Source organism: Enterobacter cloacae complex sp. HYC033_NIDB (genome assembly GCF_056673335.1).
This window is the reverse complement of record NZ_CP115123.1, coordinates 2,146,611-2,159,670: the sequence shown is the minus strand read 5'-3', so window position 1 is coordinate 2,159,670 and position 13,060 is coordinate 2,146,611. Positions and strand designations below refer to the sequence as shown.

Genomic DNA, 13,060 nt, shown 5'->3' with positions numbered 1-13,060 from the left:
GGGGCGGGATCTCCTGCCCTCTCGATTGTCGGGAAGCATGGACAGACTATACGTTGAGTGGTCGTTCCCCACTCAGCGCAAAAATTGAGCTTCTCACCAATCTTCGAGGGTAGCGCTGCTACCCTTTTTTTTCTGGAGTTTACTATGTCAATTGACTGGAACTGGGGCATCTTTCTGCAACAAGCCCCGTTCGGCAACACCACCTATCTCGGCTGGCTGTGGAGCGGCTTTCAGGTTACCGTTGCGTTATCGATAACGGCGTGGATTATCGCGTTTCTTGTCGGTTCGCTGTTCGGTATTCTGCGTACCGTCCCTAACCGTTTTCTCTCTTCGATTGGCACGCTCTATGTGGAACTGTTCCGTAACGTTCCGCTGATCGTGCAGTTCTTTACCTGGTATCTGGTGATCCCGGAACTGCTGCCGGAAGATCTCGGCATGTGGTTTAAGGCCGAGCTGGATCCTAACGTACAATTTTTTGTCTCCTCTATGCTGTGTCTGGGGCTGTTCACCGCTGCGCGCGTCTGCGAGCAGGTACGTGCAGCCATACAGTCACTGCCGCGCGGGCAAAAGAATGCGGCACTGGCAATGGGCCTGACTCTGCCCCAGGCCTACCGTTACGTACTGCTGCCTAACGCTTACCGCGTCATCGTTCCGCCGATGACGTCCGAGATGATGAACCTGGTAAAAAACTCGGCTATCGCCTCAACCATCGGTCTGGTGGATATGGCGGCACAGGCGGGCAAACTGCTGGATTACTCCGCTCACGCCTGGGAATCCTTCACGGCGATCACGCTCGCCTATGTTCTGATTAACGCTTTCATCATGCTGGTGATGAACCTGGTTGAACGCAAAGTACGCCTGCCGGGCAATCTGGGGGGCAAATAAATGTACGATTTTGACTGGAGTTCCATTGTTCCCTCCATGCCCTATCTGCTGGATGGACTGGCAATCACCTTAAAGATCACCGTTATCGCCATTATCGTCGGTATTGTCTGGGGCACCCTGCTGGCAGTGATGCGCCTGTCGAGCTTTAAGCCGCTCGCCTGGTTTGCCACGGCTTACGTTAACGTATTCCGCTCCATTCCACTGGTCATGGTGCTGCTGTGGTTTTATCTGATTGTTCCCGGCTTTTTACAGAACGTACTGGGACTGTCGCCAAAGACCGATATCCGCCTGATCTCTGCCATGGTGGCGTTTTCCATGTTTGAAGCCGCCTACTACTCAGAGATCATCCGCGCAGGTATTCAGAGTATCTCTCGCGGGCAGTCCAGCGCTGCGCTGGCGCTCGGTATGACGCACTGGCAGTCCATGAAGCTCATTATTTTGCCGCAGGCGTTTCGCGCCATGGTTCCGCTGCTGCTGACGCAGGGCATCGTCCTGTTCCAGGATACCTCCCTGGTCTACGTGCTGAGTCTGGCAGACTTCTTCCGTACCGCCTCCACCATTGGCGAACGTGACGGAACGCAGGTTGAGATGATCCTCTTCGCGGGCGGGGTCTATTTTGTGATTAGTTTAAGCGCATCGCTGTTGGTCAGCTGGCTGAAGAAAAGGACGGTATAATGATTTCCCTGAAAAATGTTTCTAAATGGTATGGGCACTTTCAGGTGCTGACCGACTGCTCAACAGAAGTAAAAAAAGGCGATGTGGTAGTGGTATGCGGCCCGTCCGGTTCCGGTAAGTCCACGCTTATCAAAACCGTTAATGGGCTGGAACCTGTCCAGCAGGGCGAGATTGTCGTTAACGGCACCAAAGTAAATGACAGGAAAACCAACCTTGCCCAGCTTCGCTCCCACGTAGGGATGGTGTTCCAGCATTTTGAGCTGTTCCCTCACCTGTCCATCATTGAGAACCTGACGCTGGCGCAGGTCAAAGTGCTGAAGCGCGACAAAAAAGCGGCGCGCGAAAAGGGGCTGAAGCTGCTGGAACGCGTCGGGCTGTCTGCGCATGCGAATAAGTTCCCGGCCCAGCTTTCGGGCGGCCAACAGCAGCGTGTGGCAATCGCGCGTGCGCTGTGCATGGATCCGGTGGCAATGCTGTTTGATGAGCCGACGTCCGCGCTCGACCCTGAGATGATCAACGAAGTGCTGGACGTCATGGTGGAGCTGGCGCACGAAGGGATGACCATGATGGTGGTGACGCATGAAATGGGCTTCGCCCGTAAAGTGGCCAACCGCGTGATCTTCATGGATGAAGGGAAAATTGTTGAAGACTCACCAAAAGAAGAGTTCTTCGCAAATCCTAAATCTGAACGTGCAAAAGACTTCCTCGCCAAAATCCTGCATTAATCTTTTTAGTGCGCAATCTGCGGATTGCGCACTGCTTCACGCTTTAGATCTCTTTTTCTATTCGGCGTCACATCGCAGCGTTAACCTTGTCACAAATAATGCTGAGAATGGAGAACGCTATGGCACAGCCAATTATTCTCGACTGCGATCCGGGTCATGATGACGCGATCGCACTCGTCCTTGCTCTTGCTTCCCCTGAACTGGACGTAAAAGCTGTCACCTCCTCCGCCGGGAACCAGACGCCGGATAAAACCTTGCGAAACGTGTTGCGCATGTTGACGCTGCTGAAACGCACCGATATTCCGGTCGCAGGTGGCGCCGTTAAGCCACTGATGCGCGAGCTGATCATTGCGGATAATGTTCACGGTGAAAGTGGGCTGGATGGCCCGGCGCTACCGGAGCCGAATTTCACACCGCAAAACTGCACTGCCGTCGAGCTCATGGCGAAGGTGCTGCGTGAGAGCGCAGAGCCCGTGACGTTGGTGGCGACCGGCCCGCAGACCAACGTAGCGCTGCTGCTGAACAGCCATCCTGAACTGCACAGCAACATCGCCCGTATCGTCATCATGGGCGGGGCAATGGGGCTGGGGAACTGGACGCCAGCAGCAGAGTTCAACATCTTCGTTGACCCGGAAGCCGCGGAAATCGTCTTCCAGTCGGGCCTGCCGATTGTGATGGCGGGGCTGGACGTTACCCACCGCGCACAAATTATGGCGCAGGACATCGAACGATTCCGTTCTGTGGGCAACCCGGTTGCAACGACCGTGGCCGAGCTGCTCGACTTCTTTATGGAGTATCACAAAGCCGAGAAGTGGGGCTTCCACGGCGCCCCGCTGCATGACCCATGCACCATCGCCTGGCTGCTGAAGCCGGAAATGTTTACCACGGTCGAGCGTTGGGCTGGTGTGGAAACACAGGGGAAATATACCCAGGGAATGACGGTGGTGGACTATTACTCGCTGACGGGAAACAAGCCGAATACCACGGTGATGGTGGATATCGATCGGGAAGCGTTTGTGGATTTACTGGCGGAGCGGCTGGCTTATTATTCTGCGGCCTGATGCCCTCACCCCGCCCCTCTCCCACAGGGAGAGGGTGCAAACAGTTTTGCTTTTACCTACGGCTCAAATGGCCGACGCTGGAACTGGTCGTGCCCACACTTCGGACACAGCGGCAGCACCTCCGGCGTATAAACGGCGATATGATGGTGGCACTTCTCACACACCAGGTTCCCCAACCCCACTACTTCGCCGCTGTGATAGACACCGTGGTGGTTTAAATCCTGAAACACCTCACGCCATTCCAGCTGAGTTTTATCGGTAATATCCGCCAGCTCCTGCCACAGGCTCTCTTTGATGACCCGCATAAAAACGCTGTCGGCGATCTCGTCCTGGCTCTCTTCATAGCTTCGCGCGAACTCCTCCAGGTCACGGCGCACGGCGCGCGTCACCTCTTCCACTTCGGTTCGCGTTAACTCACCCGTTTGCGTCACGCGTGCGCGTGCCTGTTCGACCAGCGCGTCGATATCACGCTCGCCGTTACGCAGCCGTTCCGTCAGAGTCGCTACCAGTTCACGGTAAAATTGAGCAACCTTGTTCATCATTTTGCCTCCCGGGTAAGTAACTGTCTCTAATAATAGACCTTATTTCGCCGCCGCTTTGTCAGGTGAAGCACAGACCCGGTAAATTCCTGCAAAGTGCATTTGCGTGAAAGGCTGTTTTGACGCGGGCGTTTGGGCTATGCTATGCGGATCTGAATTACCACATCCATTGGCTACATTTGTAGCTGTATTGAACACAGGACCACTGGCTGCCATGCAAGAGCAATACCGCCCGGAAGAGATAGAATCAAAAGTCCAGCAACACTGGGACGAGAAGCGCACCTTTGAAGTAACCGAAGACGAGAGCAAAGAGAAGTATTACTGCCTGTCGATGCTTCCCTATCCTTCTGGTCGACTACACATGGGCCACGTGCGTAACTACACCATCGGTGACGTGATTGCGCGCTACCAGCGTATGCTGGGCAAAAACGTTCTTCAGCCTATCGGCTGGGATGCGTTCGGCCTGCCTGCTGAAGGCGCGGCGGTGAAAAACAACACGGCACCGGCACCGTGGACTTACGACAACATCGCGTACATGAAAAACCAGCTGAAAATGCTGGGCTTTGGCTATGACTGGAGTCGCGAGCTGGCAACCTGTACCCCGGAATACTACCGCTGGGAGCAGAAATTCTTTACCGAGCTGTATAAAAAAGGCCTGGTGTACAAGAAGACCTCTGCCGTTAACTGGTGTCCGAATGACCAGACCGTTCTCGCGAACGAGCAGGTTATCGACGGCTGCTGCTGGCGCTGCGACACCAAAGTAGAGCGTAAAGAGATCCCGCAGTGGTTTATCAAAATCACCGCCTACGCTGACGAACTGCTGAACGATCTGGATAATCTGGACCACTGGCCAGATACCGTTAAGACCATGCAGCGCAACTGGATCGGCCGTTCCGAAGGTGTGGAAATTACCTTCAACGTTGAGAACTACGACCAGACCCTGACCGTCTATACCACCCGTCCGGACACCTTCATGGGCGCGACCTACCTGGCCGTGGCCGCAGGTCACCCGCTGGCGCAGAAAGCGGCAGAAAACAATCCGGAACTGGCGACCTTCATCGACGAATGCCGCAATACTAAAGTGGCCGAAGCCGACATGGCGACGATGGAGAAAAAAGGCGTTGATACCGGCTTTAAAGCCATTCACCCGCTGACGGGCGAAGCGATCCCTGTCTGGGCCGCCAACTTCGTACTGATGGAATACGGCACAGGCGCAGTGATGGCCGTGCCGGGTCACGACCAGCGCGACTACGAATTTGCCACCAAATACGGCCTGACCATCAAGCCTGTTATTCTTGCTGCTGACGGCTCTGAGCCCGATCTCTCTGAGCAAGCGCTGACTGAAAAAGGCACCCTGTTTAACTCCGGTGAGTTCAGCGGCCTGAGCTTCGAAGAAGGCTTCAACGCCATCGCCGACAAGCTGGCCTCCCTGGGCGTGGGCGAGCGTAAAGTGAACTACCGTCTGCGCGACTGGGGCGTTTCCCGTCAGCGTTACTGGGGTGCGCCAATCCCAATGGTGACTCTGGAAGATGGCACCGTGATGCCAACGCCGGAAGATCAGCTGCCGGTGATCCTGCCGGAAGACGTGGTCATGGACGGCATCACCAGCCCGATCAAAGCCGATCCTGAGTGGGCGAAAACCACCGTCAACGGTCAGCCAGCGCTGCGTGAAACCGACACCTTCGACACCTTTATGGAATCCTCCTGGTACTATGCGCGCTACACCTGCCCGCAGTACAAAGAAGGCATGCTGGATTCCGATGCAGCAAACTACTGGCTGCCGGTAGACATCTACATCGGTGGCATTGAACACGCCATCATGCACCTGCTCTATTTCCGCTTCTTCCATAAACTGATGCGTGACGCAGGCCTCGTCAACTCCGACGAGCCGGCAAAACAGCTGCTGTGTCAGGGCATGGTGCTGGCAGATGCGTTCTACTACGTTGGCGCGAACGGCGAGCGTAACTGGGTTTCTCCGGTTGATGCGATTGTGGAGCGCGACGAGAAAGGCCGTATCGTGAAGGCGAAAGACGCCGAAGGTCATGAACTGGTGTATACCGGCATGAGCAAGATGTCCAAGTCGAAAAATAACGGTATCGACCCGCAGGTAATGGTTGAGCGTTACGGCGCTGACACCGTGCGTCTGTTCATGATGTTCGCCTCCCCGGCAGATATGACGCTGGAATGGCAGGAATCTGGCGTTGAAGGGGCAAACCGCTTCCTGAAACGCGTCTGGAAACTGGTGTACGAGCACACCTCTCAGGGTGATGCGCCAGCGCTGAACGTGGCTGCACTGAGCGAAGATCAGCAGGCGCTGCGTCGTGATGTTCATAAAACCATTGCGAAAGTCACCGATGATATTGGTCGTCGTCAGACCTTCAATACCGCAATTGCGGCTATTATGGAACTGATGAACAAGCTGGCGAAAGCCCCGCAGGACGGCGAGCAGGATCGCGCCTTAATGCGTGAAGCGCTGCTGGCGGTCGTTCGCATGCTTAACCCGTTCACGCCGCACGTTAGCTTCACCCTGTGGCAGGAGCTGAAAGGCGAAGGCGATATCGACAACGCGCCGTGGCCAGTGGCGGATGAATCCGCTATGGTGGAAAACACCACGCTGGTGGTGGTGCAGGTTAACGGTAAAGTGCGCGGTAAAATTACCGTCGCGGTCGACGCAACCGAAGAACAGGTTCGCGAGCGCGCAGGCCAGGAGCATCTGGTCGCGAAATACCTTGAGGGCGTTACCGTACGTAAAGTGATCTACGTACCTGGTAAACTGCTGAATCTGGTCGTTGGCTAAGCGCGGGAGGAAACGTGCGACAACTGGCAACAATACTCTTATCTCTGGCGGTGCTGGTCACCGCTGGCTGTGGCTGGCACCTGCGCAACACCACGGCAGTGCCTGCTCAGATGAAAACAATGATCTTCGACTCATCCGATCCGAACGGACCGCTGAGCCGGGCCATTCGTAACCAGCTGCGTTTGAACGATGTTGAGCTGATCGAGAAGGGAACCCTGCGTCAGGATGTTCCTTCGCTTCGCGTCCTGAAATCAACGCTGTCACAAGATACGGCCTCGATCTTCCAGGATGGGCGGACGGCGGAATATCAGATGGTGCTTACCGTTGATGCGGCCGTCTTGATGCCAGGTAAAGATATTTACCCTATCAATACCAAAGTCTACCGCTCGTTCTTCGATAACCCGCAGACGGCGCTGGCAAAAGACGCCGAACAGCAGATTATCATCAAAGAGATGTACGATAAGGCCGCGGAACAGCTGATCCGCAGACTGCCTGCCATTGCCGCGTCGACGAAAAAAGGCGCTGACGTCATCGAAACACCGGATGCCAGCACGCCGGATATGCCAACGTCTCTGGGTAACTGATGATCAGGTTGTATCCTGAACAACTCCGCGCGCAGCTCAACGAAGGGCTGCGCGCGGCCTATCTGCTACTCGGCAATGACCCCCTGTTACTTCAGGAAAGCCTTGATGCGGTTCGCCATGCGGCAGCCGCGCAGGGTTTCGATGAGCATCATACGTTCCAGATCGATAACAGTACCGACTGGAACGCTATCTTCTCGCTTTGTCAGGCCATGAGCCTGTTTGCCTCTCGTCAGACAATCCAGATCCTGCTGCCAGAGAATGGACCTAACGCTGCTATCAATGAACAGCTGGCCATGCTGGTAAGTTTGTTACACGACGATCTGCTGCTTATCGTACGCGGCAACAAACTCACAAAAGCGCAGGAAAACGCGGCCTGGTTTACCCGGCTAGCCCCCAGTGCGGTGCTGGTCACCTGCCAGACGCCAGAGCAGGCGCATCTGCCAAAATGGGTTGCCGCGCGAGCAAAGCAGCACAATTTGCAGCTGGATGAGGCCGCCAGTCAGCTCCTATGCTACTGCTACGAAGGCAACCTTCTGGCACTGGCGCAGGCGCTGGACAGGCTCGCCCTGCTGTGGCCCGATGGTAAGCTGACGCTGCCGCGCGTGGAACAGGCGGTGAATGATGCCGCGCACTTTACCCCCTTCCACTGGGTTGATGCGCTGCTGTCGGCGAAAAGTAAGCGTGCTCTGCACATCCTGCAACAGCTGCGCCTGGAAGGGAGTGAGCCGGTCATTCTGCTCCGTACGCTCCAGCGCGAATTACTGCTGCTGAACAACCTTAAACGCCAGTCAGCACACACGCCCCTGCGCGCCTTATTCGACAAACATCGCGTCTGGCAAAACCGTCGGGCGATGACCACGGAGGCGATAAACCGCCTGAGCCAGGAGCAGTTGCGTCAGGCAGTACAACTTCTGATGCGCGCCGAACTGACGTTAAAACAGGATTACGGCCAGTCTGTCTGGGCGGAGCTGGAGAGCCTCTCTTTGCTGCTCTGCCATAAGGCGCTGGCAGACGTATTTATCGATGGGTGATATGCATTCTTTACAGGCAATGTATGGCGGGACCTTCGACCCGGTACACTATGGGCATCTTAAGCCGGTAGAAATCCTCGCGAATTTGATTGGGTTGCAGCGGGTAATCATCATGCCCAACAATGTTCCGCCGCACCGTCCTCAGCCAGAAGCAACCAGCGAGCAGCGTAAAGCGATGCTCGCACTGGCTATCGCCGATAAGCCTCTCTTCACGCTGGATGAGCGTGAACTGCGCAGGGATACCCCTTCCTGGACATCGCAAACGCTGCGGGAGTGGCGCGCTGAGCAAGGGCCCATGAAACCGCTGGCGTTTATCATCGGCCAGGATTCCTTGCTCAACTTTCCCAGCTGGTACCAGTACGAAACCATTCTGGAAAACAGTCATCTGCTGGTCTGCCGCCGTCCGGGCTACCCGCTGACCATGCGCGACGCACAGCATCAGCAGTGGCTTGACGCGCATCTGACGGACAATATAGAAGACCTGCACAGTCTCCCCGCCGGGAAAATTTACCTCGCTGAAACGCCGTGGTTTGATATTTCCGCAACCCTCATCCGCGAGCGTCTCCAGCAGGGTTTAGACTGTGACGATCTCCTCCCCTCGCCCGTGCTGGCCTATATCCATGCGCACGGTCTGTATCAGAAAAGTACAGATGTCTGAGCATCGCCGGCGAAATTGTCCGTTAATGATTATCCTGCCTTGACAGGCTAAGCCATACTGATATCCTCCGCTGCCAGACTTTCCCGCCGATCGCTGCTTTACAGAAATTGTTTTACAAAAATGGCGATGCAATATCAGGCGGAGGGTGGGATGATACCCGCCTTCAAAAGCCGGGCGATGACATTTGTCCCGCGACTGGCGTCAGTTCAGGTATACTGACTGACCACGAATTCATAGTTGTACAATCTCATTCACCCAGGGGGAAAACTTGCAGGGTAAAGCACTCCAGGATTTTGTTATCGACAAAATTGATGACCTGAAAGGTCAGGACATCATCGCTATCGACGTTAAGGGTAAATCCAGCATCACCGACTGCATGATCATCTGCACCGGGACCTCAACTCGTCACGTTGTTTCGATTGCTGACCATGTTGTTCAGGAATCGCGCGCGGCAGGGCTGCTTCCGCTGGGCGTTGAAGGTGAAGCGACCGCTGACTGGGTGGTTGTCGATCTCGGCGATGTGATTGTCCACGTCATGCAGGAAGAGAGCCGTCGCCTGTATGAGCTGGAAAAACTCTGGGGTTAATGCGTGAAGTTGCAACTGGTCGCCGTCGGCACCAAAATGCCGGACTGGGTACAAACCGGTTTTACTGAGTATCTGCGTCGTTTCCCAAAAGATATGCCGTTCGAACTGGTGGAGATCCCAGCAGGAAAGCGCGGCAAGAACGCAGATATCAAACGTATTCTCGATAAAGAGGGAGAGCTGATGCTGGCTGCCGCAGGCAAAAACCGCATCGTGACCCTCGATATCCCGGGCAAACCCTGGGATACGCCGCAGCTGGCGCACGAACTGGAGCGCTGGAAGCAGGATGGTCGGGACGTCAGTCTGTTGATTGGCGGACCAGAGGGGTTATCTCCCGCCTGCAAAGCGGCAGCAGAACAAAGTTGGTCACTCTCGGCGCTGACGCTGCCCCACCCGCTTGTACGGGTTCTCGTGGCAGAAAGTTTGTATCGCGCATGGAGCATCACTACCAACCACCCTTATCACCGCGAGTAATGACTGACCAGGGTAATTTAAGCAGCGGATGAAACTACAGAATTCTTTTCGCGACTATACGGCTGAGTCCGCGCTGTTTGTGCGCCGGGCGCTGGTCGCCTTTACGGGGATTTTGCTGCTTACCGGCGTGCTGATCGCCAACCTCTATAATCTGCAAATTGTCCGCTATACCGATTACCAGACCCGCTCAAACGAAAACCGTATCAAGCTGGTGCCCATCGCGCCCAGCCGCGGCATTATCTACGATCGTAACGGCACGCCGCTGGCGCTTAATCGCACCATCTACCAGATAGAGATGATGCCCGAGAAAGTGGATAACGTGCAGGATACCCTGAACGCGCTGAGAAGCGTTGTCGACCTGACTGATGACGATATCGCTGCGTTCAAAAAAGAGCGCGCACGTTCTCACCGCTTCACCTCCATTCCGGTAAAAACCAACCTGACGGAAGTGCAGGTCGCCCGTTTTGCCGTTAACCAGTACCGTTTCCCCGGTGTGGAAGTCAAAGGCTATAAACGCCGCTACTATCCTTACGGCTCCGCGCTGACGCACGTCATTGGTTACGTCTCCAAAATCAACGATAAAGACGTCGAACGCCTTGATAAAGACGGCAAGCTGGCTAACTACGCCGCAACCCATGATATTGGCAAGCTGGGGATCGAACGTTATTACGAAGACGTGCTGCACGGTCAGACCGGGTATGAAGAGGTTGAAGTTAACAACCGTGGCCGCGTGATCCGTCAGCTGAAAGAGGTTCCCCCGCAGGCGGGGCATGACGTCTATCTGACGCTCGACCTGAAGCTACAGCAGTATATCGAGACGCTGCTGGCGGGTAGCCGTGCTGCGGTTATTGTGACCGACCCGCGTACCGGCGGCATTCTGGCGATGGTTTCGATGCCAAGCTACGATCCGAACCTGTTCGTGGATGGCATCTCCAGCAAGGATTACTCCGGCCTGCTCAACGATCCAAACACGCCGCTGGTAAACCGCGCAACGCAGGGGGTTTATCCTCCAGCTTCAACGGTTAAACCGTATGTCGCCGTGTCTGCGCTGAGTGCGGGCGTCATCACCCGTAATACTAGTCTGTTTGACCCCGGCTGGTGGCAGTTGCCTGGCTCTGAGAAACGCTACCGCGACTGGAAAAAATGGGGCCACGGCCATCTGAACGTGACCAAATCACTGGAGGAGTCGGCGGATACCTTCTTCTATCAGGTCGCCTACGACATGGGTATTGACCGTCTGTCTGAATGGATGAGCAAGTTCGGCTACGGGCATTACACCGGCATAGATTTGGCGGAAGAACGTTCCGGCAACATGCCAACCCGCGAATGGAAGCTGAAGCGCTTTAAAAAACCCTGGTATCAGGGTGACACCATTCCGGTGGGGATCGGCCAGGGCTACTGGACGGCAACGCCGCTGCAAATGAACAAGGCAATGATGATCCTCATTAACGATGGCGTTGTGAAAGTGCCGCACCTGCTGCAAAGCACCGTTGAAGACGGCAAAAAAGTGCCGTGGATACAGCCGCACGAGCCGCCGGTGGGTGACATTCATTCCGGGTACTGGGAAATCGCGAAAGACGGCATGTACGGTGTAGCCAACCGCCCTAACGGGACGGCGCACAAATATTTCGCTGGCGCACCGTATAAGGTAGCCGCGAAATCAGGTACGGCTCAGGTCTTCGGTCTGAAAGCGAATGAAACCTATAACGCACATAAAATTGCCGAACGTCTGCGTGACCACAAGCTCATGACGGCGTTTGCCCCTTATGATAACCCGCAGGTTGCGGTGGCGATGATTCTGGAGAACGGCGGCGCAGGCCCGGCGGTGGGTACCATCATGCGTCAAATCCTCGACCACATCATGCTGGGTGACAACAACACCGAACTGCCAGCTGAAAACCCGGCAGCCGCTGCGGCGGAGGACCAATAATCATGACGGATAATCCGAATAAAAAATCGCTGTGGGACAAGATCCACATCGACCCTGCCATGCTGCTGATCCTGCTGGCTCTGCTGGTCTATAGCGCCCTCGTTATCTGGAGCGCCAGCGGCCAGGATATCGGCATGATGGAGCGTAAAATCGGCCAGATCGCCATGGGTCTGGTCATTATGGTGGTGATGGCGCAAATACCGCCACGCGTGTACGAGGGCTGGGCACCCTATCTCTATATTTTTTGTATCATTTTGTTGGTGGCAGTAGATGCTTTCGGCGCCATCTCGAAGGGGGCGCAACGCTGGCTGGATCTGGGGATTGTCCGCTTCCAGCCGTCGGAAATCGCCAAAATCGCCGTCCCGCTGATGGTGGCGCGCTTTATTAACCGCGACGTCTGCCCGCCGTCGTTGAAAAATACCGCCATTGCGCTGGTGCTGATTTTCCTGCCGACGCTGCTCGTGGCCGCACAGCCGGACCTTGGTACTTCAATTCTTATCGCCCTCTCCGGCCTGTTCGTCCTGTTCCTGTCCGGCCTGAGCTGGCGTCTGATCGGTATCGCCGTGGTGCTGGTTGCCGCGTTTATCCCCATCCTCTGGTTCTTCCTGATGCATGATTACCAGCGTCAGCGCGTCATGATGCTGCTCGATCCCGAGACCGATCCGCTGGGCGCAGGCTATCATATTATTCAGTCGAAGATTGCGATTGGCTCCGGCGGCCTGCGCGGTAAAGGCTGGCTGCACGGTACGCAGTCGCAGCTCGAATTTTTACCGGAACGCCACACCGACTTTATCTTTGCCGTTCTGGCAGAGGAGTTGGGGCTGGTAGGCATCCTGGTGCTGCTTGCACTCTACGTGCTGTTGATCATGCGAGGTTTGTGGATTGCCGCGCGCGCGCAAACCACCTTTGGTCGCGTGATGGCAGGCGGATTAATGTTGATTTTGTTCGTTTATGTCTTCGTAAATATTGGTATGGTGAGTGGTATTCTGCCGGTTGTTGGCGTACCGCTGCCGCTGGTGAGTTACGGGGGCTCGGCACTGATCGTGTTGATGGCCGGGTTTGGTATCGTCATGTCGATCCATACCCACAGGAAAATGTTGTCCAAAAGCGTATAAAAA

Annotated in this window: 13 protein-coding genes; 12 read left to right on the top strand and 1 reads right to left on the bottom strand. The window is 55.6% G+C overall.

Annotation, left to right across the window (positions count from 1 at the left end; genetic code table 11):
- Nucleotides 1-144 precede the first annotated feature (144 nt).
- From gltJ to rihA, 4 genes are all read left to right on the top strand, one after another.
- Nucleotides 145-885, top strand: coding sequence for a glutamate/aspartate ABC transporter permease GltJ (gene gltJ / locus O1721_RS10335; RefSeq protein WP_015571133.1), 741 nt, complete (start codon nt 145-147; stop codon nt 883-885).
- The gene (gltK, locus tag O1721_RS10330) at nt 886-1,560 is read left to right on the top strand and encodes a glutamate/aspartate ABC transporter permease GltK (RefSeq protein WP_003858686.1); all 675 of its coding nucleotides are present in this window, start codon (nt 886-888) and stop codon (nt 1,558-1,560) included.
- Complete coding sequence (locus O1721_RS10325; protein ID WP_017382465.1) at nt 1,560-2,285, top strand: amino acid ABC transporter ATP-binding protein; 726 nt, start codon at nt 1,560-1,562, stop codon at nt 2,283-2,285. Before gltK ends, O1721_RS10325 begins: the two co-directional genes overlap by 1 nt.
- A 119-nt stretch (nt 2,286-2,404) precedes the next feature.
- A complete protein-coding gene (gene rihA / locus O1721_RS10320) occupies nt 2,405-3,346 on the top strand; it encodes a pyrimidine-specific ribonucleoside hydrolase RihA (RefSeq protein WP_032647695.1) in 942 nt (313 codons plus the stop codon).
- 56 nt (nt 3,347-3,402) lie between these two features.
- Here rihA and O1721_RS10315 read toward each other — a convergent pair whose 3' ends face one another.
- The gene (locus O1721_RS10315) at nt 3,403-3,885 is read right to left on the bottom strand and encodes a zinc ribbon-containing protein (RefSeq protein WP_032649991.1); all 483 of its coding nucleotides are present in this window, start codon (nt 3,883-3,885) and stop codon (nt 3,403-3,405) included.
- 214 nt (nt 3,886-4,099) lie between these two features.
- On the opposite strand from O1721_RS10315, the gene leuS reads away from it, so the two are divergent.
- The 8 genes from leuS (at nt 4,100) to mrdB (ending at nt 13,057) form a co-directional block, all read left to right on the top strand.
- Complete coding sequence (gene leuS, locus O1721_RS10310; protein ID WP_015571136.1) at nt 4,100-6,682, top strand: leucine--tRNA ligase; 2,583 nt, start codon at nt 4,100-4,102, stop codon at nt 6,680-6,682.
- 14 nt (nt 6,683-6,696) lie between these two features.
- On the top strand, nt 6,697-7,266 hold the full coding sequence (gene lptE / locus O1721_RS10305; RefSeq protein ID WP_006809628.1) for an LPS assembly lipoprotein LptE: 570 nt from the start codon (nt 6,697-6,699) through the stop codon (nt 7,264-7,266).
- Nucleotides 7,266-8,297: a DNA polymerase III subunit delta gene (gene holA, locus O1721_RS10300; protein ID WP_015571137.1), complete on the top strand. Its 1,032-nt coding sequence runs from the start codon at nt 7,266-7,268 to the stop codon at nt 8,295-8,297. The genes lptE and holA overlap by 1 nt, the downstream gene beginning before the upstream one ends.
- The gene (gene nadD / locus O1721_RS10295; RefSeq protein WP_003858694.1) at nt 8,290-8,955 is read left to right on the top strand and encodes a nicotinate-nucleotide adenylyltransferase; all 666 of its coding nucleotides are present in this window, start codon (nt 8,290-8,292) and stop codon (nt 8,953-8,955) included. The genes holA and nadD overlap by 8 nt, the downstream gene beginning before the upstream one ends.
- Nucleotides 8,956-9,223: 268 nt before the next feature.
- Nucleotides 9,224-9,541 (top strand): ribosome silencing factor, encoded by a 318-nt coding sequence (gene rsfS / locus O1721_RS10290; RefSeq protein ID WP_003858696.1) that lies wholly within the window; start codon nt 9,224-9,226, stop codon nt 9,539-9,541.
- Between the two features lie 3 nt (nt 9,542-9,544).
- On the top strand, nt 9,545-10,012 hold the full coding sequence (rlmH, locus tag O1721_RS10285) for a 23S rRNA (pseudouridine(1915)-N(3))-methyltransferase RlmH (RefSeq protein ID WP_003858701.1): 468 nt from the start codon (nt 9,545-9,547) through the stop codon (nt 10,010-10,012).
- Between the two features lie 28 nt (nt 10,013-10,040).
- Nucleotides 10,041-11,942 carry a peptidoglycan DD-transpeptidase MrdA gene (mrdA, locus tag O1721_RS10280; RefSeq protein ID WP_015571138.1) on the top strand — a complete coding sequence of 634 codons (1,902 nt, stop codon included), beginning with the start codon at nt 10,041-10,043 and terminating at the stop codon, nt 11,940-11,942.
- A 2-nt stretch (nt 11,943-11,944) separates the two neighbouring features.
- Entirely contained in the window at nt 11,945-13,057 is a 1,113-nt protein-coding gene (mrdB, locus tag O1721_RS10275) for a peptidoglycan glycosyltransferase MrdB (RefSeq protein ID WP_015571139.1), read from the top strand.
- Nucleotides 13,058-13,060 lie beyond the last annotated feature (3 nt).